We start from the raw sequence: 20,348 nt of genomic DNA, 5'->3' as shown, positions 1-20,348 counted from the left end.
TGCGGTGGGGTTGGACAAGGCGGAACCTCGTTCCATGGGGGCGGGAGAGGTGTGATGTCGTTCCACCCCCTGACAACGGCACGGTGAGCACGCCGAACCGGTTCAACATCGGCCTTTTTTCCTCGCGCCGTGATCCGATTCCACTCGAACGCATTGATGATGATCAGGATCGACGCTAGCTTCGCTCGTCATGTACCCGTCCAAACGCAACCCCGTGTTCGGACGGTCGACACCGATGATGTGGAGAACCCATGGCTCATCCGGGACCAAGACGACGGCGCGCGATCGCGTTGCCCGCGGGTCTGGCGCTCACGGCCTCGCTCGGCCTCCTCCCCGTGGGGGCCGCCTTAGCCGCCCCGGCCGCCGACAACCCGTCCGCCGCTGTGGTGACCGACGGTCCGAAGCTGTCGTACGTGGTGAACGTGGAGGGCGGCCGCCGCGTCGCCGCATCGGTGAAGGAGGCGATAGCGGAGGCCGGCGGTTCGATCGTGGTCGCCTACGACCGGATCGGGGTCATCGTCGTCCACTCGCGGAACCCCGACTTCGCCGGGACGATCCGTCAGGTCAGGGGGGTGGAGTCGGCCGGTGCCACCCGTACCGCGCCGCTGGCCGCCGCGAAGGACACCTCGATCGGGTCCGAGCGTCCGCTGACCGCCCAGGAGGCGCGGGACGCTGCCGAGGCCGCGGACGCGGGGCAGGATCCGCTCGAACCGCTCCAGTGGAGCCTGCCCGCCATCAAGGCGGACCAGGCGCACAAGCGTTCGCTGGGCAGCGAGAAGGTCACGGTCGCCGTCATCGACACGGGTGTCGACGACACGCACCCCGATCTCGCGCCCAACTTCGACCGGGACGCCTCGGCGAACTGCGTCACCGGCAAGCCCGACACCACACCCGGCTCCTGGCGTCCTGCCGAGAACGAGAGCGACCACGGCACCCATGTGGCCGGCACGATCGCCGCGGCCAGGAACGGCGTCGGCGTCACCGGTGTCGCGCCGGGCGTCAAGGTCTCCGGCATCAAGGTGTCCACGACGGACGGGTTCTTCTACACCGAGGCGGTCGTCTGCGGCTTCGTATGGGCCGCCGAGCGCGGTGTCGAGGTGACCAACAACAGCTACTACGTGGACCCGTGGCTGTTCAACTGCGCGGACGACCCCGACCAGAAGGCGCTGACCGACGCCCTCGCCCGCGCCACACGGTACGCGGAGCGCAAGGGCGCGGTGAACGTCGCCGCGGCGGGCAACTCCGCCATGGATCTGGCGGCGGACGAGCTGACGGACGTGACGAGCCCCAACGACTCCGCCCCGGGCCCGCGGGTCGTCGACCCGAGCCGGTGTCTGGACATCCCGACACAGCTCCCCGGCGTGGTGACGACGTCCTCGCTCGGCGCGAAGGGCCTGAAGTCTTCGTTCTCGAACTACGGTGACGACGTGGTCGACATCTCGGCGCCCGGCGGCGACGGCACCCGCTTCCAGGCCCCGGACGCCCCCGCCACGGACGGCCGCGTCCTGTCGACGCTGCCGAACGGCCGGTACGGCTACAAGGCCGGTACGTCGATGGCCTCACCGCATGTCGCGGGCGTCGTCGCGCTCATCAAGTCGAAGCACCCGCATGCCTCACCCGCCGTCGTGAAGTCGCTGCTGTACGGGCAGGCCGACGACACCGGGTGCACCGATCCGTACGACATCGACAAGGACGGCGTCGTGGACGCGGTGTGCGAGGGCGACAGGCGGAAGAACGGGTTCTATGGAGAAGGCGTCGCGGACGCTCTGGACGCGGTTCGCCGCTGATCTCCGCCGATCTCCTTACGCGGGGGGGCCGGGCGCGCCGGCACTCGGGCCGTCCGGCCCCTTCGTACGTACGCGATCCCGCGTGTCGGGCCTGTGGTCCCGGCGGAGTCGGGCCGGGCGGGCCGCACCCGCGCACCCGCGCACCCGCGATCGGCCGCTCACACGCCGACCGCCCTCAGCAACGCCCCCGCCCCATAGGTCACCGCCATCGCCACCGCTCCCCCGCCCACGTTCCGGGCCATCGCCGGGCCCGTTCTCGCGGCTCCGAGCCTGGCGCTCCACCAGCCGGTGAACGCCAGGGCCGCCAGGACCGAGCAGACCGTCACCGCGAGCCGGACCGAGGCCGGCGGGAGGACGATCGCCAGCAGCGGGAGCAGCGCGCCGACCGTGAAGGCGACGAAGCTCGCGCCTGCCGCGTGCCAGGGGTTGGCCAGGGCTTCCGGGTCGATCCCCAGTTCCACGCGCGCGTGCGCGCTCAGCGCGTCGCGTTCGGTGAGCTGGACCGCGGCCTCGCGGGCGACCTCGCGGGAGAGTCCGCGGTCGGTCAGCAGGGCGGTCAGCTCTTCGAGTTCGGCCGTCGGCTCCTCCTGGAGCTCCTGTCTCTCCACGGCCAGCGCGGCTCTCTCGGAGTCGCGTTGGGTGGAGACGGAGACGTACTCGCCCGCGGCCATGGACAACGAACCGGCGAGCAGCCCGGCGAGGCCGGAGGTCAGCAGCCAGGCACGGTCGCCGGTCGCGCCGGCGACGCCGACGACGATGCCCGCGGTGGAGACGATGCCGTCGTTGGCGCCGAGCACGGCGGCGCGGAGCCAGTTCAGCCGGGTGCTGATCGCCGCGCCGACGTGCGGCTCATGATGGGTCACCACGGGAGGGTCCCACCACCGAGGTCACCGGACGCGCACCGACCCGCCCCCGGCGAACACCGGGCTTCCCGCTCCGGCCGGGACGTCCGTCGGCGGCTCCGCGATCTCCGCCGGCGTCGGTGCGGCCTTCGCCGCGATCGGGTCGAGGACCGTCCCCTCCTGATATGAGGGGGCGTAAGGGGCGTACAGGACAGGCGCGTCAGGGATGTCAGTCCGTGCCCGTATTCTCTGTGACCATGCTCGACGACAGGACGACAGCAGCCGCGACTTGGCCGACCGCATACCCCCAGGGGTATGCGGTCGTCGACGTGGAGACCACCGGGCTCGCACGCGACGACCGGATAGTCTCCGCCGCGGTGTACCGTCTCGACGCCCAGGGCGATGTCGAGGACCACTGGTACACGCTGGTCAATCCGGAGCGCGATCCGGGCCCGGTGTGGATCCACGGCCTGACCAGCGACGCGCTGGAAGGGGCTCCGCTGTTCGGCGAGATCGCCGACGAGTTCTCCGAGCGGCTCGACGGCAGGGTGCTGGTCGCGCACAACGCGATCTTCGACTGGTCCATGATCGCCCGCGAGTACGCACGGGCGGAGCGCACCGCCCCCACCCGGCAGCGGCTGTGCACCATCGCGCTGGCGAAGGAACTGGCGCTTCCGCTGCCCAACCACAAACTGGAGTCGCTGGCCGCGCACTTCGGGGTCGTCCAGCGGCGCGCCCACCACGCGCTGGACGACGCGCGGGTGCTGGCGGAGGCGTTCCGGCCGAGTCTGCACAGGGCGGCCCGTGACGGCGTCCGGCTGCCGCTGCTGGAGTGCCGTCCGCTCACCGAGTGGTCGGACTCGCCCGTGAGCCCGCGCATCGGCTACCAGGCGTCGTACGACCGGTCCGCCGGCCGCCCCCCGTACGGGCGGCCGGGACAGTCCTCGTACGGCCCGTCCGCACGGGGGGCGGCCGGCGGCTGGCGGCCCTCGCGCAAGCGCCCGGCCTGCCCCTACCCCAATCCGGGGCGGTACGAGAGGGACAAACCGCTGAAGCAGGGCATGCGGGTGGCGTTCTCCGGCGACACCTCCGTCGACCGCGAGCTGCTGGAGGACCGGGCCTTCGAGGCGGGTCTGCACATCGCCACCAGCGTCTCCCGGCTGACCAGCCTTCTGGTCACCAACGATCCGGACTCCCTCACCTCGAAGGTCGTCAAGGCGAGGGCGTACGGCACCCCGGTCGTCGACGAGGCGGCCTTCACCCAGCTCCTGCGGGACGTGGCCCCGGTGGACGGAGACGGCGGGGGCGACGCAGACGGGTGACGGACGGGCGTGCCGCCCACTCTTCGGGAATCCCGCCCCGCACCCTGTGGCGCATGGCACGTTGTGAGGTTTGCGGAAATGATTACGGAATGTCCTTCGAGGTGCACGCGCAGGGCGCCGTGCACGTCTTCGACTGCTTCTCCTGCGCCATCCACCGCATGGCGCCCATCTGTGAGCACTGCCGGGTCCAAATCATCGGTCAGGGCGTGGAAGTCGAGGGCCACTGGTACTGCGGCGCGCACTGCGCCCGGGCGGAGGGCAGGGTGGGCATCGTCGACAAGGTATGAGCTCGTGGCCGGGTGGGACACGGGGCCCACCCGGCCACGGTGACGCAGGGCCGGTCCGCGCCTGGCCGGTGCCGCGCCGGGCCCGGCCACTCCGGGCGGGCCGGGCCGGGCGCGGACCGGGCCCCACCGGCGGGACGCGGGACGGCAGCGGGTACGGTCAGTGCCGTGTACCGCTTCCTGTTGTCCCGGCAGTGGGTGATCCTCACCCTCATCGGACTCGTTCTCATCCCCACGATGATCGAGCTGGGTTTCTGGCAGTTCCACCGCCATGAACGCCGCGTCGAGCAGAACGCGCTGATCGCCCGGAACCTCGAAGCGGCCCCGGTGCCGATGACCGATCTCACCTCCCCCGGCCACCGGGTCCCCCGCTCGGACTACTGGCGTACGGTCACCGCCACCGGCGTCTACGACGTGGCGAACGAGGTCGTCGTACGCCGCCGCACCAACGCCGATGAACGCGTCGGCTTCCATGTGCTGACCCCGCTGCTCCTCACCGACGGCCGCGCCGTCCTGGTCAACCGGGGCTGGGTCCCGGCCTCCGCCGACCAGAAGGCGTACCCCGCCGTGCCGCCCGCGCCCAAGGGCACGGTGACCGTCACCGGCCGCCTCAAGGCCGACGAGACGACGAAGGGCAGCGGCATCAAGGACCTCGCCGGTCTGCCGCCGCGCCAGGTCATGCTGATCAACAGTGAGCAGCGGGCGGAGGCGCTGGGGAAGCCGGTGCTCGGCGGCTATCTGGAGCAGAGCGAGCCCAAGCCTCCGGGCGACAGCCCCGAGCTGATTCCCGAGCCCGACCACGAGTCCATCGGCGCGCACATGGCGTACGCGATCCAGTGGTGGCTGTTCACGACCGGAGTGCCCATCGGCTGGGTGGTTCTCGTACGCCGTGAACTGCGCGACCGCCGGGCCGCCGAGGCCCGGAAGACGCCGGAGCCCGAGCCCGCGAGCGTCTGAACCCCGCCCGCTCACGAAAGGTCCGAAAAGCGCCCGGAACAGACCCGGCGCAGACCGGCAACCCGCCCTTCCCGCAGCGGAATCAGTCGCTCCAACACCTCCGGCCCCATGCGATCCGGACCGCGTGCCTGCTTAGTCTTCGCGCAAGACGGGAACACGCCAAAGCGTGACCCTACGCATCGAGGACTACGCGCTCATCGGCGATCTGCAGACTGCGGCGCTGGTGGGCATGGACGGCTCCATCGACTGGCTCTGTCTGCCGCGCTTCGACTCGGCTGCCTGCTTCGCCGCGCTCATCGGCGACAAGGAGAACGGGCACTGGCGGCTCACGCCCAAGGGCGCGAACCGGTGCACCCGCCGGGGCTACATCGGACACTCGCTCGTGCTGGAGTCGGTGTGGGAGACACGCACCGGCACCGTCAAGGTCATCGACTTCATGCCGCAGCGCGACAAGACCCCCGATCTGATGAGGATCGTGGAGGGTGTCAGCGGCAAGGTCGAGATGGAGTCCGTGCTGCGGCTGCGCTTCGACTACGGCTCCATCGTGCCGTGGATGCGCCGCGCGGACGGCCACCGGGTGGCGATCGCCGGGCCGGACTCGGTGTGGCTGCGCAGTGAGCCGCCGGTCAAGACATGGGGTCAGCAGTTCAGCACCGTCTCGTCGTTCACGGTGGGCGAGGGCGGGAAGGTGGCGTTCGTCCTCTCCTGGCACCCCTCGCACGAACAGCGTCCCGACCTCGTCGACCCGTTCGACGCGCTGGAGCAGAGCCTCCAGGACTGGGGGGACTGGGCGGACCGCTGCCAGACGTTCGGCACCTACCGCGAGCCCGTCGTCCGCTCCCTCATCACCCTCAAGGCGCTCACGTACGCCCCCACCGGAGGGATCGTCGCCGCGCCCACGACCTCGTTGCCGGAGGGGCTGGGAGGCGTACGGAACTGGGACTACCGCTTCTGCTGGCTGCGGGACTCGACCCTCACCCTGGGGGCGCTGCTCACCGCGGGCTACAAGGACGAGGCCGCGGCCTGGCGCGACTGGCTGCTGCGGGCGGTGGCGGGCGACCCGGCCGACCTCCAGATCATGTACGGGCTCGCCGGGGAGCGCAGACTGCCCGAGACGGAGCTGCCCTGGCTCTCGGGGTACGCGGGCTCCCTCCCCGTGCGCACCGGGAACGCGGCGGTGGAGCAGTTGCAGCTCGATGTCTACGGCGAGGTCATGGACTCGCTCTTCCTGGCCAAGCAGGAGGGCATCCCCGGTCAGAAGCACGCCTGGTACCTCCAGCTCAGCCTGCTCGGCTTCCTGGAGTCCAAGTGGCGTGAGCCGGACGAGGGGCTCTGGGAGGTGCGCGGGCCCCGCCGTCACTTCGTGCACTCCAAGGTGATGGCGTGGGTCGCCGCCGACCGGGCCGTACGCACGCTGGAGGCGGACCCCTCACTGCGCGGGGACGCGGTGCGCTGGCGCGCGATGCGGGACGAGGTGCACCGGGAGGTGTGCGAGAAGGGGTACGACCCCGAGCGGAACACCTTCACCCAGTACTACGGCTCCACCGAACTGGACGCGGCGACGCTGCTGATCCCCCGCGTCGGGTTCCTGCCGCCCGACGACCCGCGGGTCGTGGGGACGGTGGACGCGGTACGGGCCGAACTGGGCACGGGGGGCGGGCTCGTACGGCGCTACAGCACGGAGGGGGCGACGGTGGACGGGCTTCCGGGGGACGAGGGCGCGTTCCTCGCGTGCTCGTTCTGGCTGGCGGACGCGCTGCGGATGACGGGGCGGGTGAAGGAGGCGCGCGAGCTGTTCGAGCGGCTGCTCGGGCTCCGCAACGACGTCGGGCTGCTCGCCGAGGAGTACGACCCCGTCGCCGGCCGACAGCTCGGGAACTACCCCCAGGCGTTCAGCCATATCGCCTTGGTGACCACCGCCCTCGCGCTGGCCCATGAGGAGAATGCAGGATAGGTCCATGGATCTTGGACTGAAGGACCGCGTCTATGTCGTCACGGGCGCGTCGCGGGGGCTGGGCAACGCATCGGCGCGAGCGCTGGTCGGGGAGGGCGCGAAGGTCGTCATCAGCGGGCGCGATGAGCGGACCGTCGCCGACGCCGCCGTCGGACTCGGCCCCGACGCGGTCGGCGTCGCCGTCGACAACGCCGACCCCACGGGCGCGGAACGCCTGATCGCGGCGGCCCGCGCCCACTTCGGGCGCTTCGACGGTGTGCTGATCAGCGTGGGCGGCCCGCCGCCGGGCTTCGCCGCGGACAACACGGACGAGCAGTGGCGGGCGGCGTTCGAGTCCGTCTTCCTCGGCGCGGTCCGCATGGCCCGCACGGCGGCGGCGGCGCTCGGCGAGGGCGGTGTGATCGGATTCGTCCTCTCCGGCTCGGTCCACGAGCCCATCCCCGGCCTCACCATCTCCAACGGGCTCCGGCCCGGCCTGGCAGGCTTCGCCAAATCCCTCTCCGACGAACTCGGGCCCCAGGGCATCCGCGTCGTCGCCGTCCTCCCCGCCCTCATCGACACCGACCGGGTCCGCGAACTCGACGCCCTCACCGGCGACGCCGAATCCGCGCGCGCGGCCAACGAGTCCCGGATTCCGCTGAGGCGGTACGGGACCCCGGAGGAGTTCGGTCGGGTGGCGGCGTTCCTGCTGTCACCGGCGGCGTCGTATCTGACGGGTCTGATGGTGCCGGTGGACGGGGGTGCGCGGCACGGATTCTGAGCCCCGGAGCCGCCGGCCGGTCCTTGACCGGAGGTGGTCCGCAAGCCGGTCCCGAGGGGGCGCGTGGCCCGATCCGGCGCAGTCCCGGCCCGGTCCGACGCGGTCCCGGTCCCCCGCCGCGGCGGGGCGCGGGTCGCTCCGCGGCGGGCGCGGGCGCGGGAGATCGGACCGGGCGGGCTCAGGTCACGCGGCGGGCGCCGTGCTTCGCGGCCCGCAGGTGCGCCTCCGTCGGAAGGACCTTCAGGCCCGCCGACTCGCGGGCGTGGGCGATCGCCTCGGTGGTCAGCCGGGTCAGGGTCTTCGCCGGGGAGGCGTACGGTTCGAGAAGCAGGCGGACACGGGCCTCGGGCTCGGTGCGGCGGCCCTTGAGGGTGATGTGGGCACGGGCGACGCCGTCCAGGGACTCCGCCTCGCGTTCGAGGACGCCCTCCAGCGCCGAGCCTCGCACCAGCGCCCCCTCGCCGTCGCCGCTGTCGACGAGGACCTCGGCCAGGCGGGCGCGGCGGAGCTGGGCGAGCAGCAGCCACAGGGCCAGCAGAACGATGATCGCGAGGCCCGCGATGACGGAGGGCCACCACCAGCTCTCGTCGCGCCAGCGCTCGCGGTCCGCCGTGCTCAGCAGGACGTCACGGCTGCCGTCCCAGGGCCACCAGGACGGTACGGAGAGCCCCGTGCCGGCCGCGAGCACCCCGCCGCCGACGCACAGCAGCACCACGCCCGCGAGCCCGAGCACCACACGGTTGACGGTACGCAGCATCCGACTGTCACCTCTTCTTCGCGGGCGGCCGGGTCACGTTCACGGTCAGCGCGGGCGGCTTCTCCAGACCGAGTCCGGCGATCCCGGTGGTCAGCACGGTGTCGAGGTCCGCGCGTACGTCGTCCAGATCGCGGAAGTGCGAGCGGGCCCGCACGGTGATCCGGGACCGGCCCACGCGTACCCGTGCGGACTGGACGCCGGAGACCTCGACCGCCCGGTCCCGCAGCACCAGGGCCGCCGCCTCGCGCGCCAAGCCCGCCCGTACGGCCTCCTCGTGACGGCGCATCGGCAGCACCGACCGCAGTCCGGGTGTGACGGCGACGACGATCAGACAGAGTCCGAGGACGACGACCGCCGACGCGACCACCAGCACCCAGGGTTCGTCGACGCGCCAGTTCGCGAGGGAGCGCGCGAGGGAGCGCCGCCATTCCATGGCCGGCCGGCCCGCCCGTACCGCCGCGATGTCGTACAGGAGGATGCCCGCGCCGCCGAGCACCACGAGCGCGAGCAGCGCGGCCGGCACCCGCCGTACGGACCAGAAGCGCCCGGCCTTGCGGCCCGGACCGTCCTCGCGGGCCTCGACGGGATCGTAGGAAGACCCCGACGCGGACTGGTCCAGGTCGAGCACGGGTCCGGACGGTACGGGTTCGGTCATCGGATCCTCCCCTGCGCCGCGCCGCGTGAGTGCGCCGAGTGCAGCCGTTCGACGAAGACGGACACCTCGGGCACGTCCATCCCCGCCAACGCCCTTACCCGCTCGGTGACCCGGTGACGCACGTCGCCGCACTGCCCGCCGATGTCGGAGGGGTATTCCAGTTCGAGACTGATGCGCACACGGGCGACGTCGTGGTGGACGACGACCGTGGCGTGGGGCGGATCGCCGCCCTCGGGCACGCCGACGAGGGCCTCCCGCGCCGCCTGGGCCGCGATCTTCGCCACGACCCGGTCGGCGATGACGGTCGCACCGCGGTCACCGGCGGTGACGGCGGCGCCGCGTTCAGCGGCCACCCCCGTCACCGGCGCCGGTCGCCGCGCTCGCGACTGCGGAAGAAGTCCCCGGGGTCGAGGTCGCCCTCCAGGAAGCGGCCGACCACGAACCCGACCGCGCCCAACGCGGCGACCAGCAGAAACGCGCCGAAGCCGCCGAAGTACCCGGCGAACCCGAGCGCCATACCGGCCAACAGGCCGACCACAGCCATGCTCATCGTGAGCTCCTCTACTGGAACTGCGGAAACCGCGCGAACGACGGGACCACGGGTTTTCCGGGACCTTACGGCACCGGAGCCGTCCGGCCGAGGGATCCGTCGTCGCCGGACCGCCGCGGGGGATCCGTGGCTACTGGATGCGCGGCTCCGGCTCCTCTTCCTCCTCTTCGGGCAGCTTCACATCGCTGACCGCGATATTGACCTCGACGACCTCCAGTCCGGTCATCCGCTCCACCGCGGCGATCACGTTCTCGCGCACGGCACGGGCGACGTCGGAGATCGAGACCCCGTAGTCCACGACGATCTCCAGGTCGAGGGCGGTCTGCACCTCGCCGACCTCGGCCTTCACCCCTCGGGTGACACTGGATCTGCCGCCGCCCGGCACACGGTCTCGTACCGCGCCGAAGGTACGGGACAGACCGCCGCCCATCGCGTGGACGCCGAGCACATCCCGTGCCGCCATTCCGGCGATCTTCTCGACGACACCGTCGGCGATGGTCGTACGGCCGCGGGAGCCGGGGTCCCCGCCACCGCGCTTGGTGACCGTCGTCCTCCTGGGTTCGTTCCTGGGCTCATCGCCCGAGCCGGACTCACCGCCGGCGGTCTCGGGCCGGTTCCTGGGCGCGGTGTCACTCATCGCCTGTCCTTTCGGGCTTTACGGCCTGTCGGGGCTTTACGGCCTGGACGACATCCTGGTCTCCCCTCGCGGGCGCCTCCTGGATCTTGCCGGATTCCCGCGTGATCCAGAAGAGCCCCTCCTGCCCACAGTAAGTGTGTGTGCCCCATCCCGCGCCGGGGATGCGGCAGGCTGGGGCAATGAGCACTGCGGACGCGGTACGGAGACGGCTCGGACTCGGCAGGCTGCTGCCGCTGGGTGAAGCCGGCGACGGGGCCTGGCTCACCGAACAGGCGGCCGAGGCGGAGCTGCGGCTGGCGGCGGAGGGGGTCGCGACGGCGGTCCTGGGCACGGTACGGCTGTCGCTCGCCGACCCGGAGGCGGCGGGCCCTCCCGCCGTTCCGCCGCCGCCGAGCGCCCTGTCTCCGGGGCCGCTGCGCATCACCGCCGAGTTCGCGGCCACGGCCCGGCAACCGCTGCCCGACACCGCCGCCGTACTGCGGGACGCGCTGTTCACCGCCGCGCGGCGGAAGCTGGACCTGCTGGTGTCGGAGGTCGATCTACGGGCGACGGATCTGTTCGACGCGCCCCCCGCGCCCGGACCGGATGCCGAGGAGGGCGAGGTCAAGCACCCGGCCCCCGTTCCCGGACCGGCCGGAGCCGGGCCCTCGAGCCCGGCCGGGCCGGCCGCCCTGGCGGCCTCCACGGCACGGGGTGTCGCCTATCTGACGGACACCCTCGGCGCACCCGTGCACGCCTCGGCGAACCATGTCCGGGTGGAGGTCGCGGTGGCACGGGGTCACCGCCCGCTGGACGCGGTCCGGGCGGTCCGCGAGGCGGTTTCCACAGCGCTCGGCGACGATCGTCCGGTATCGGTCCTGGTCACAGCCGTGGGCGTATGACAGAACCGCCTCGGCCGCCGACGAACCGGAACGCATGGGCCGGGCAAGCACCGCCCGGCCGGGGCGGGATCTGAGGTTCTCATCCGGAGGTTCGGGGGCCCGGAATCATCCCCCGGGGGCTCCCCGGAGCCCCAGGAGGATTCCGAGCGCTGTGGCGCCTTCCGCGCGCTGTGGCGCCTCCCTCGCGTTCCCGGTTCAGTCGCCGATGCCCGCGAGGTCCCGCAGTCGGCGGGCCTGGGCCGCGCGCTCGGCGGTGCGCTGCTCCTCGTACGAACGGCCGGACGCGCCCCGCAGCAGGGCCTTCGTCTCGATCACGGCGTCACGCGGGGCCGCGAGCAGCGCGGACGCCAGGTCCTGGACCGCGGCGTCGAGTTCGTCGGCGGGCACGACCAGGTTGGCGAGCCCGGTGCGCTCGGCCTCCTCGGCACGCACGAAGCGGCCCGTGGCGCAGATCTCCAGCGCGCGGGCGTAGCCGACGAGGGACACCAGCGGGTGCGTGCCCGTGAGATCGGGGACGAGCCCGAGGCTGGTCTCGCGCATGGCGAACTGCACGTCCTCCGCGACGACCCGCAGATCGCAGGCCAGGGCGAGCTGGAACCCCGCACCGATCGCATGGCCCTGTACGGCCGCGATCGTCACGATGTCGCTCCGCCGCCACCAGGTGAACGCCTGCTGGTACTCGGCGATGACATCGTCGAGGTCCGCGTCCGAACCGCGCGCGAGATCGAGGAAGGACGGCTCACCGTCGAACCCTTCGGGCGTGAACGCCTGCCGGTCGAGCCCCGCGGAGAAGGACTGCCCTTCGCCGCGCAGCACCACGACCCGCACGGTGCCCGGCAACGACCGTCCGGCATGTGTCAACGCCCGCCACAGAGCGGGAGACTGGGCGTTGCGCTTGGCCGGGTTGGTCAGCGTCACCGTGGCCACCGCGTCCTCGACGGTGAGCCGTACGCCGTCCTCGTCCAGCACGAGATCACGCACAGGGTCAAGGTCTCGCGCAGAGTCGGGCGAAGTCATGGGCGCCTCCGGTTCGGGTGCAGTCACAGCACGATAGCTAAGCGACTGCACAGTAACCACCCGGCCGACCGTAGGGAACGGCCGGGTGACCACCTCGGGAACCGGTGGACCGAAGGAGCCCCCGACGCGCGGGCGTCAGGCCGAAGCGGCCTTCTTGCCTCGCGTCGCCCCGCCGCGTCCCCGCAGCGTGACTCCGGACTCGCTCAGCATCCGGTGGACGAATCCGTAGGAACGGCCGGTCTCTTCGGCCAGCGCCCGGATACTCGCACCGGAGTCGTACTTCTTCTTCAGGTCTGCCGCGAGCTTGTCGCGCGCGGCGCCGGTAACCCGGCTGCCCTTCTTCAGAGTCTCGGCCACCCGTGCCTCCTCATGGGAAGTGCGCTCTGGACTTCTCATGATCACCCCTCGTCGGCTTCCTGGCCACCCATTCGGCAAGGTCCATGGCGCGACCTTTGCCGCACGCGCAACGGTCACCGCCGCCGGAATTTTCAATTCCGCACACCGTCGCCGGCACTCCGGGCCGAACTCCCCGAAGAGTTGCCAGGTCAGGGAGGCTACGGGCGATCCGACCGGGATCGGCGCACAGCGGCGGACGTTGCACGGGGTGCCACGCCGGGGTACGAGACGTTCTCACTCAGATGGTGGATCACCCGTGAGCCGAATGATCCATACGAAGTGGATCACTCCATGGCCGCCGGCTCGGGGCGGGGGGTGTCGAACCGGCGTCCGACCAGCCGGTGGACGGCGTCCGGCCGGTTCCGGAGCGGAAGCCCGGCCGGTTCCCGGATGGGATTCCGGCTGGTTCCCGGATGGGATTCCGGCCGGTTCCGGGGCGGAGTCCGGCCCGTTCCCGGACCGGCGTTCCGTCAGGCGAGGGCCACCAGGTCCGCGTAGTCCGCGCCCCACAGGTCCTCCACGCCGTCCGGCAGCAGGATGATCCGCTCCGGTTCCAGCGCCTCGACCGCTCCCTCGTCGTGCGTGACGAGGATGACCGCGCCCTTGTAGGTGCGCAGCGCGCCGAGGATCTCCTCGCGGCTGGCGGGGTCGAGGTTGTTCGTGGGCTCGTCGAGGAGGAGGACGTTCGCGGAGGAGACGACCAGGGTGGCCAGCGCCAGCCGGGTCTTCTCCCCGCCGGAGAGCACACCGGCGGGCTTGTCGACGTCGTCGCCGGAGAAGAGGAACGAGCCCAGCGTCTTGCGCACCTGGACGAGATCGAGGTCGGGCGCGGAGGAGCGCATGTTCTCCAGGACCGTACGGTCCGGGTCGAGGGTCTCGTGCTCCTGGGCGTAGTAGCCCAGCTTGAGGCCGTGCCCCGGAGTGACCGCGCCGGTGTCCGGCCGCTCGACGCCGGCGAGGAGCCGCAGCAGTGTCGTCTTGCCCGCGCCGTTGAGACCGAGGATGACGACGCGCGAGCCCTTGTCGATCGCGAGATCGACGTCGGTGAAGATCTCCAGGGATCCGTACGACTTGGAAAGCCCCTCCGCCGTGAGAGGGGTCTTGCCGCAGGGCGCGGGGTCGGGAAAACGCAGCTTGGCGACCTTGTCGGACATCCGCACCTCCTCCAGACCGGCGAGAAGGCGTTCGGCGCGCTTGGCCATGTTCTGGGCGGCGACGGTCTTGGTGGCCTTGGCCCGCATCTTGTCGGCCTGCGAGTTGAGGGCGGCGGCCTTCTTCTCGGCGTTCTGGCGCTCGCGCTTGCGGCGCTTCTCGTCGGCCTCGCGCTGCTGCTGGTAGAGCTTCCAGCCCATGTTGTAGACGTCGATCGCCGAACGGTTGGCGTCGAGGTAGAAGACCTTGTTGACGACCGTCTCGACGAGGTCGACATCGTGGGAGATGACGATGAAGCCGCCGCGGTAGGTCTTGAGATAGTCGCGCAGCCAGACGATGGAGTCGGCGTCGAGGTGGTTGGTCGGCTCGTCGAGCAGCAGGGTGTCGGCGTCCGAGAAGAGGATGCGCGCCAGCTCGACCCGGCGGCGCTGGCCGCCGGAGAGCGTGTGGAGGGGCTGGCCGAGCACCCGGTCGGGGAGCCCGAGCGCGGCGGCGATGGTGGCGGCCTCGGCCTCGGCGGCGTAACCGCCCTTGGTCAGGAACTCCGTCTCCAGGCGCTCGTACCTCCTCATCGCCTTCTCACGGGTGGCGCCCTGGCCGTTCGCCATCCGGTCCTCGTTCTCGCGCATCTTCTTCAGCACGGTGTCGAGTCCCCGTGCGGAGAGGATGCGGTCGCGCGCCAGGGTCTCCAGATCGCCGGTGCGCGGGTCCTGCGGCAGATAGCCGACCTCGCCGGAGCGGGCGATGGTGCCGGCGGCGGGGATGCCCTCGCCGGCGAGGCACTTGGTGAGGGTGGTCTTGCCGGCGCCGTTACGGCCCACCAGACCGATGCGGTCGCCCTTGGCGACACGGAAGGAAGCGGACTCGATGAGGACGCGGGCGCCGGCGCGCAACTCGATGCCGGAAGCGGTGATCACGGACAGACTCCAGGGCGGCGGGGCGGTACGGACGGCGGAAGGGAGGGCGTGCGATGGTTCGACGCCGTCTAATGCACGAGGAGAATGGCCATAGGGGCCAGTCTAACGGGGGCGTGCAAGTGGTTTTGCCTTCACCCGAACCGGGAAGAGGGCGGCGCGGCGAGAAGGGCGATGCCACGGCGGGCCGCACGTGCCGCCCGAACGCGCGGGCCGGCGGAAACGGGCCCGAGGCACGGGCCGGCGGAAGCGGGGCCGCCGGAACAGCGCCGACGGGCCGGCCGGGACGGCCCTGAGAGGATTCGCGGCCGTCCGCCCGTGGCGACGACCGTCCGGTGGCCGGGGCTCCTGGTCCTGGCCGGAGCCCCGGCGGACGGGACGGCGGCGGCGCGGTCTACGCGCCTCCGGTGTGGACCTGGAACGCCGCCCGGCGCACCGCCTTGGCGAGGGCCGGATCGGGGTGCGCGGCGGCCAGCGCGACCAGGACCTGAACGGTGCGGGGGTGGCCTCCGGCCCGTACCTCTTCGAGGAGCGCCGGGACCGTGCCCTGGACCGCGGAGTCGAGGTGGCGCAGCAGCAGTTGCGGCTCCCCGTGGTCGGCGACCGCGGCGGCCGTGTCGACCCAGAGCCAGGTGGCTTCCTCACGGGTGAGGATGTCGGGGGCGTCCTCGGGGTCCATGCCGTCGTACTCGGCGATCCAGAGCAGGGCGTAGGGGCGCAGCGAGGGCTCGTCGGAGGCGGCGCGGACCTCGGCCTCCGCGGGGGCTCCGACGGCGCGCAGCGCCTCGAAGGCGAGTCCGCGGAGCAGGGCGTCCTCGCCCCTGGCGACGGTCAGCAGTTCGGCGACGGCGCTGGAGACCGGGCGGGCGGCGAGCCAGGCGCGGTACTCGGCGCGGGCGGGCCCCGGGGTGAGACGGGCGCAGCCGCGGAGCATGTCGTCGGCGGACTGCTCGATGTTGCCGGCCGGGCTCTGGGCGGCGACGCAGATCTGCTCCAGTTTGACCCAGACCGCCCAGTTCCCGAGGGGGGTGAGGGTGGCGGACCGGCCGCTGTCGAGGGTCAGCGCCCCGACGGCGGCCAGGCCGTCGAGGGCCCAGTCGAGAAGGGGTGCGGCGGGGACGTCCGGCGCGGTGGCAACATCGGCCGCGGGGCCGGTGCGGAGGACGGCGGTGGCGGGGGCCGGGGGCTCGGGGACGGCGGCTGCCGCGGCCGCGTCCGCTCCCGCGCCGGGACCGGCGTCACCCGTGGGCACGGAGCCGTCCGAAGGCGCGGCGGCGGGCACGAGCCGGCCGAGCTGGTCCTGGGGGTCGTACGGGACCTCGCAGCGCTCCTCGCGCAGTTCCGCGACGCGCTGCTCCAGCAGGTCGAGCAGGGCGGGCACGAGGACCGGACCGGCCGAGAGCTGGAGCAGGGAGAGAAGCTGGGGGACGGCTTCGACGACCTCCGCGACGGCGGTGGGGGCGACCTCGCCGGGGGCCGGGTGGACCAGGGACCAGGCGTCGAAGAGGGCGACCCAGCCGCGCAGTACGGCCATGTCGTCACGGTCCCAGGCACGCAGCCGCCAGCCGGGCCGGGCGGTGTCGCCGTGCAGTTCGACGAGGCCGGCCAGGCGGGCGCGGTCCCAGCCCGCGCGCACCTGAGCGGTCGTCAACTCCAGTGCGGCGGCGGCCCGTTCCTCGGCACGGTCGGCGAGCGGTGCGGTGCTCGGATCGCGTTCGACGGCGGCCCAGCGGGCGATCCGCACGGCGTCGGCGAGGACTTCTCTGGCCTGGCGGGCCAGTTCGGCGGGAGGCGGTGTGCCCTCGGGGGGCCTCGGGGCCGGCCGGGTACGCCGGGTCGTCACGGCCCGGCGGGCGGTGGCCAGGGGCCGCGGGCGGACAAGCCGGAGTCTGGAGTTGCGCGCCAATTGCTCATCAGGCTTTCGGGACGTCACAGGGAGCAGTCTTCCCGTTGACGGCCGGAAAGCCCAAACGGAACCTAGTGGTGAATACATTTATCGGGCGCAGTCCGCTCGGGCGGGACAGGGCCCCAGGGGCCCGGCCGACGGGCTCCGTCACCGCCGGGCCACCGGCTACATCAGAGGGGTGAGGAAGCGGCGGAGCGTCTCTTCGTAACGGGCCGGGTCGGCGTTCCACATGGCCGCGTGCGGGGCGTTGAGGACGGTGTGGAGGGTGACGAGGTCGGGGCGGCCTGCGGCGAGTCCGCGGGAGGGCGCCCAGGGGGCGACGGTGTCGTCGGGGCCGTGGAAGATCAGGGTCGGCACCCGGACCGCGTACGCGCAGTCCGGGGCGAGCGGTCCGCCGCCGTTCAGTCCCGCTCTGCTCCGGGCCGCTCTCACGGCGAGCGGGAGCAGGGGTCCGGGGGTGTGGCGGGCGGCGGCCAGGGCGCGCAGGGTGGCGGCCTTGTCGAGGACGGGCGAGTCGAGGACGAGGCCGCTGATCCGGTCGCGCAGCACCGAGTCCGCGGCGGCGTGCAGCGCCATGGTGGCCCCGGTGGACCAGCCGTACAGGACCACGCGCGCGGCCCCGTTCCGTACGGCGAAGCGGAGGGCGGCGTCGAGATCGCGCCACTCGGAGTCGCCGAGGTGCCCGAGTCCGTCGGGGGAACGGGGCGCGTCGGGGTCGCCCCGGTAGCCGAGGCCGAGCACGGGCACGCGTCTGCCGTGCAGGAAGGGCAGAAGGTTCATGGGGTGTTCGCGGGTGGCGCCGAGGCCGTGCACGGCGATCACCCAGGTATCGCGGGGGCCCGGCACGAACCAGGACGGCAGGGGGCCGAGTTCTCCGGGGACGGCGACGTCCTCGTGGTCGATGCCGAGCGCGTCGGCCGGGCTGCCGAGGTGGAGTCGCGGGGTCAGCCGTACCCGGGTGCCGGGCTCCAGGCTGCCGTGGGCGACCTGCTCCAGACGGCGCACGACCGCGTCGGCGTCGTGCGGGGCTCCCTCGAACACCGGGCCGACGACGGCGTGGACGCCGTCGCCGTCGAGGCCGTACGTGCCGGGGCGCAGCGAGGCGAGGCTGCGGGTGAGGGTCACCGTGCCCGCCGCGGTGCCGTGCACGGTGAGCCGGGGGTCGCCGGGCAGGGGGCGGCTCGGGGACGCCTTGAGGGCGGCGTCGCCCGCGTACCGGGCGGCCACGACCGCCGCCGTGCCGATGCCTATCAGGGTGGTGACGGCTGTAGCCGTCGCGGTTGCCGGGCGCACGGTTCCAGTGTCGGCACGCGGGCGCCGGGGTGCCAGTGGAGGGCCGCCGTCCGGGTGGCGGCGGGCGATGCCCCCGGCCCCGGAGCGGGGATCCGGACGGCGTCGAACCGGACGGCGTGGCGGTTCCGCCGACCGGCGTGCGGCGACGGCGCGAACCGCCGCGGACGGTCCGCCGCGGAGGGCCCCGGTATCAGATACCGGAATCAGAGAAGTGAACAGAGGCACGGTGACGCAGATCACCATAAAACCGCATGAAAGCCGCTTCTCTCCCCCTTCGAGCCTCCGGAGCCGGAAAACCGGCCCCGCGAGAGAGAAAACGGAATGACGAGAACCGGTTGGAGACACCCCAAGTCCCGTCTCAGTTCATCTTCTGTTCACCCAGGTTACCTACGTTCAGCGAGCCACTGACCCCCAAAGATTGCCTGGGTAAATGGAACACATCACGCTGCTGCTCGCGATCGTGATCGTGACAGCTCTCGTGTTCGATTTCACGAACGGTTTCCACGACACCGCCAACGCGATGGCGACGACCATCTCGACCGGCGCCCTGAAACCCAAGACCGCGGTGGCCATGTCCGCCGTGCTCAACCTCGTCGGCGCGTTCCTGTCGGTGGAGGTCGCGAAGACGATCTCCAGCGGCATCGTCAACGAGTCAGGCATCACCCCAGAAGTCATCTTCGCGGCGCTCGTCGGCGCCATCCTGTGGAATCTGGCGACCTGGCTGATCGGCCTGCCGTCCAGCAGTTCACACGCCCTCATGGGCGGTCTGATAGGCGCGACCATCGCCTCGGTCGGTATCAGCGGCGTCAACGGCGGCACGGTCGTCACCAAGGTGCTGATCCCCGCCGTCGCCGCCCCGCTGGTCGCCGGCATCGCCGCGTACCTCGCCTCCCGGCTGACGTACCGAATCGGCCAGAAGGCGGGCGCGAAGGGCACCGAGAAGGGATACCGGGCGGGTCAGATCGCCTCGGCGGGTCTGGTCTCCCTCGCCCACGGCACCAACGACGCCCAGAAGACGATGGGCATCATCACGCTGGCCCTGGTGGCCGGCGGTGTGCTCTCCCCCGGCTCCAACCCCCCGATGTGGGTCATCGTCTCCGCGGGCGTCGCCATCGCGCTCGGCACCTACCTCGGCGGCTGGCGCATCATCCGGACCATGGGCAAGGGCCTGACCGACCTCCAGCCGCAGCAGGGCTTCGCCGCCCAGACCAGCGCGGCCAGCGTCATCCTCGCCTCGTCCAACCTCGGCTTCTCGCTCTCCACCACGCACTCCTGCTCCGGCGCCGTGATGGGCGCGGGCCTCGGCCGCAAGGGCGGGGTGGTCCGCTGGTCCACCGCCACCCGGATGTTCGTCGCCTGGGGTCTGACGCTGCCGGCCGCCGCGCTGGTCGCCGCGGGCTCGGAGTTCGTGACCAAGCAGGGCGACTGGGGAGTCGCGGTCGTCGCGGTCTTCCTGGTCGCGTCGAGCGGTTGGATCTGGCTGATCTCCCGCCGTCAGGTGGTCGACCACACCAACGTCAACGACACCGACCACGGCGACGGGCCCGCGGGCGTCGACGCCGCCATCGCCCAGGACGAACTCAAGACCACCATCCCGTCCCCCGCTCCCTCGGCCCCCGAAGCGGGTCCGGCGAGCCGGGCCGCGGTGTAAGGACGGATCAGCAATGAAAATCGACTGGGCAGCCCTCGGATCCGTCTTCGGCGTGAGCCTCGTCTCGACCGTCGTCGTGGTGGGCCTCTTCGCCGTCGGCGTGGTGGCCCTCAGCAAGCAGGAGGCGACGGAAGCCGGAGGCGGCTCCACCGCCCTCGCGCGCACCGGCGCGTACGCCTGCTTCGGGCTCTGCGCGGCGGCCGTGGCGTACGGGATCTATCTGATCATCACCTGACGTACGGATCCCCCCGCACCCCGCACACCCGCACCCCGCTGTACAGGTCGCGCGACCCGCACACGCACCGCCATACGTTCCACCCGGCCGGGCCGGGCGCCCTTGACGCGCCCGGCCCGGCCGTCGTCCGACTGTGGGGCTCAGCACACTGACCCTTCGCAGGTCAAGGGCGAGTTGACGGGTGTTCTCGGAGCGTGGTGGACTGCCGGAGCCATCACGACGGAAACAGAGGAAGCCGGTGCGAATCCGGCGCGGTCCCGCCACTGTGACCGGGGAACACCCCCGGAAGCCAGGAACTCTCACCGTCGGTCACGTCGAACCAGGGCGCGGACACCCTGAGTGAGGACATTTCGCCATGCGCGGCTGCGGTTCAGCTCCTGCCCCCAGAGCACTGAGTA

At 72.1% G+C, this 20,348-nt stretch carries 20 protein-coding genes and 1 riboswitch; of the genes, 9 read left to right on the top strand and 11 right to left on the bottom strand.

The features are described 5' to 3' along the window. Positions 1-251 precede the first annotated feature (251 nt). Complete coding sequence (locus ACWEFL_RS30305; RefSeq protein ID WP_451718603.1) at positions 252-1,787, top strand: S8 family peptidase; 1,536 nt, start codon at positions 252-254, stop codon at positions 1,785-1,787. 158 nt (positions 1,788-1,945) lie between these two features. On the opposite strand, the gene ACWEFL_RS30300 is transcribed toward ACWEFL_RS30305, so the two are convergent. Then, complete coding sequence (locus ACWEFL_RS30300; protein ID WP_451718600.1) at positions 1,946-2,650, bottom strand: VIT1/CCC1 transporter family protein; 705 nt, start codon at positions 2,648-2,650, stop codon at positions 1,946-1,948. 236 nt (positions 2,651-2,886) lie between these two features. On the opposite strand from ACWEFL_RS30300, the gene ACWEFL_RS30295 reads away from it, so the two are divergent. The 5 genes from ACWEFL_RS30295 (at position 2,887) to ACWEFL_RS30275 (ending at position 7,906) form a co-directional block, all read left to right on the top strand. Further along, the gene (locus tag ACWEFL_RS30295; protein WP_451718693.1) at positions 2,887-3,951 is read left to right on the top strand and encodes a DEDDh family exonuclease; all 1,065 of its coding nucleotides are present in this window, start codon (positions 2,887-2,889) and stop codon (positions 3,949-3,951) included. Positions 3,952-4,004: 53 nt separating this feature from the next. Next, positions 4,005-4,238: a hypothetical protein gene (locus ACWEFL_RS30290; RefSeq protein ID WP_451718598.1), complete on the top strand. Its 234-nt coding sequence runs from the start codon at positions 4,005-4,007 to the stop codon at positions 4,236-4,238. Positions 4,239-4,403: 165 nt separating this feature from the next. Further along, positions 4,404-5,192: an SURF1 family cytochrome oxidase biogenesis protein gene (locus ACWEFL_RS30285; RefSeq protein WP_451718596.1), complete on the top strand. Its 789-nt coding sequence runs from the start codon at positions 4,404-4,406 to the stop codon at positions 5,190-5,192. Positions 5,193-5,358: 166 nt separating this feature from the next. Beyond that, positions 5,359-7,146: a glycoside hydrolase family 15 protein gene (locus ACWEFL_RS30280; RefSeq protein WP_451718593.1), complete on the top strand. Its 1,788-nt coding sequence runs from the start codon at positions 5,359-5,361 to the stop codon at positions 7,144-7,146. 4 nt (positions 7,147-7,150) lie between these two features. Then, positions 7,151-7,906, top strand: a complete 756-nt coding sequence (locus ACWEFL_RS30275; protein ID WP_451718590.1) for an SDR family oxidoreductase — start codon at positions 7,151-7,153, stop codon at positions 7,904-7,906. A 178-nt stretch (positions 7,907-8,084) separates the two neighbouring features. Here the strand turns inward: ACWEFL_RS30275 and amaP are convergent, their stop codons facing one another. The 5 genes from amaP to ACWEFL_RS30250 form a co-directional block, all read right to left on the bottom strand. Next, a complete protein-coding gene (amaP, locus tag ACWEFL_RS30270; RefSeq protein WP_451718587.1) occupies positions 8,085-8,663 on the bottom strand; it encodes an alkaline shock response membrane anchor protein AmaP in 579 nt (192 codons plus the stop codon). A gap of 7 nt (positions 8,664-8,670) precedes the next feature. After that, positions 8,671-9,318 carry a DUF6286 domain-containing protein gene (locus ACWEFL_RS30265; RefSeq protein ID WP_451718584.1) on the bottom strand — a complete coding sequence of 216 codons (648 nt, stop codon included), beginning with the start codon at positions 9,316-9,318 and terminating at the stop codon, positions 8,671-8,673. Continuing rightward, positions 9,315-9,671, bottom strand: coding sequence for a hypothetical protein (locus ACWEFL_RS30260; RefSeq protein ID WP_451718582.1), 357 nt, complete (start codon positions 9,669-9,671; stop codon positions 9,315-9,317). Before ACWEFL_RS30260 ends, ACWEFL_RS30265 begins: the two co-directional genes overlap by 4 nt. A gap of 5 nt (positions 9,672-9,676) precedes the next feature. Next, positions 9,677-9,868: a hypothetical protein gene (locus ACWEFL_RS30255; RefSeq protein ID WP_451718579.1), complete on the bottom strand. Its 192-nt coding sequence runs from the start codon at positions 9,866-9,868 to the stop codon at positions 9,677-9,679. A gap of 130 nt (positions 9,869-9,998) precedes the next feature. Then, on the bottom strand, positions 9,999-10,505 hold the full coding sequence (locus ACWEFL_RS30250) for an Asp23/Gls24 family envelope stress response protein (RefSeq protein WP_451718576.1): 507 nt from the start codon (positions 10,503-10,505) through the stop codon (positions 9,999-10,001). Between the two features lie 179 nt (positions 10,506-10,684). Here ACWEFL_RS30250 and ACWEFL_RS30245 point away from each other — a divergent pair, with 179 nt between their 5' ends. Continuing rightward, positions 10,685-11,386 carry a hypothetical protein gene (locus ACWEFL_RS30245; protein ID WP_451718573.1) on the top strand — a complete coding sequence of 234 codons (702 nt, stop codon included), beginning with the start codon at positions 10,685-10,687 and terminating at the stop codon, positions 11,384-11,386. Between the two features lie 195 nt (positions 11,387-11,581). On the opposite strand, the gene ACWEFL_RS30240 is transcribed toward ACWEFL_RS30245, so the two are convergent. From ACWEFL_RS30240 to ACWEFL_RS30220, 5 genes are all read right to left on the bottom strand, one after another. Then, the gene (locus tag ACWEFL_RS30240) at positions 11,582-12,403 is read right to left on the bottom strand and encodes an enoyl-CoA hydratase/isomerase family protein (RefSeq protein WP_451718571.1); all 822 of its coding nucleotides are present in this window, start codon (positions 12,401-12,403) and stop codon (positions 11,582-11,584) included. 135 nt (positions 12,404-12,538) lie between these two features. After that, entirely contained in the window at positions 12,539-12,760 is a 222-nt protein-coding gene (locus ACWEFL_RS30235) for a helix-turn-helix domain-containing protein (protein WP_006123601.1), read from the bottom strand. A gap of 509 nt (positions 12,761-13,269) precedes the next feature. Further along, positions 13,270-14,868, bottom strand: coding sequence for a ribosomal protection-like ABC-F family protein (gene abc-f, locus ACWEFL_RS30230; RefSeq protein WP_451718568.1), 1,599 nt, complete (start codon positions 14,866-14,868; stop codon positions 13,270-13,272). Positions 14,869-15,259: 391 nt separating this feature from the next. Next, positions 15,260-16,798, bottom strand: coding sequence for a hypothetical protein (locus ACWEFL_RS30225; RefSeq protein ID WP_451718566.1), 1,539 nt, complete (start codon positions 16,796-16,798; stop codon positions 15,260-15,262). 138 nt (positions 16,799-16,936) lie between these two features. After that, positions 16,937-18,064, bottom strand: a complete 1,128-nt coding sequence (locus tag ACWEFL_RS30220; RefSeq protein ID WP_451718563.1) for an alpha/beta hydrolase — start codon at positions 18,062-18,064, stop codon at positions 16,937-16,939. Between the two features lie 430 nt (positions 18,065-18,494). Between ACWEFL_RS30220 and ACWEFL_RS30215 the strand changes: the two genes are divergently transcribed. Continuing rightward, positions 18,495-19,715: an anion permease gene (locus ACWEFL_RS30215; RefSeq protein ID WP_451718560.1), complete on the top strand. Its 1,221-nt coding sequence runs from the start codon at positions 18,495-18,497 to the stop codon at positions 19,713-19,715. A gap of 13 nt (positions 19,716-19,728) precedes the next feature. Beyond that, positions 19,729-19,950 carry a hypothetical protein gene (locus ACWEFL_RS30210; RefSeq protein ID WP_451718557.1) on the top strand — a complete coding sequence of 74 codons (222 nt, stop codon included), beginning with the start codon at positions 19,729-19,731 and terminating at the stop codon, positions 19,948-19,950. A gap of 185 nt (positions 19,951-20,135) precedes the next feature. Then, positions 20,136-20,271, top strand: a riboswitch (cobalamin riboswitch). Positions 20,272-20,348 lie beyond the last annotated feature (77 nt).

Source organism: Streptomyces sp. NPDC004838, from assembly GCF_053600955.1.
The sequence above is the reverse complement of the archived record's forward strand: the minus strand, read 5'-3'. Positions and strand labels throughout refer to the sequence as shown.

Coding starts and splice junctions, on each gene's coding strand:
- ACWEFL_RS30255 (WP_451718579.1), bottom strand. CDS start 9,868: ATGAGCATGGCTGTGGTCGGCCTGTTGGCCGGTATGGCGCTCGGGTTC.
- ACWEFL_RS30210 (WP_451718557.1), top strand. CDS start 19,729: ATGAAAATCGACTGGGCAGCCCTCGGATCCGTCTTCGGCGTGAGCCTC.
- ACWEFL_RS30305 (WP_451718603.1), top strand. CDS start 252: ATGGCTCATCCGGGACCAAGACGACGGCGCGCGATCGCGTTGCCCGCG.
- ACWEFL_RS30265 (WP_451718584.1), bottom strand. CDS start 9,318: ATGACCGAACCCGTACCGTCCGGACCCGTGCTCGACCTGGACCAGTCC.
- ACWEFL_RS30275 (WP_451718590.1), top strand. CDS start 7,151: ATGGATCTTGGACTGAAGGACCGCGTCTATGTCGTCACGGGCGCGTCG.
- ACWEFL_RS30250 (WP_451718576.1), bottom strand. CDS start 10,505: ATGAGTGACACCGCGCCCAGGAACCGGCCCGAGACCGCCGGCGGTGAG.
- ACWEFL_RS30295 (WP_451718693.1), top strand. CDS start 2,887: ATGCTCGACGACAGGACGACAGCAGCCGCGACTTGGCCGACCGCATAC.
- amaP (WP_451718587.1), bottom strand. CDS start 8,663: ATGCTGCGTACCGTCAACCGTGTGGTGCTCGGGCTCGCGGGCGTGGTG.
- ACWEFL_RS30245 (WP_451718573.1), top strand. CDS start 10,685: ATGAGCACTGCGGACGCGGTACGGAGACGGCTCGGACTCGGCAGGCTG.
- ACWEFL_RS30290 (WP_451718598.1), top strand. CDS start 4,005: ATGGCACGTTGTGAGGTTTGCGGAAATGATTACGGAATGTCCTTCGAG.
- ACWEFL_RS30240 (WP_451718571.1), bottom strand. CDS start 12,403: ATGACTTCGCCCGACTCTGCGCGAGACCTTGACCCTGTGCGTGATCTC.
- ACWEFL_RS30215 (WP_451718560.1), top strand. CDS start 18,495: ATGGAACACATCACGCTGCTGCTCGCGATCGTGATCGTGACAGCTCTC.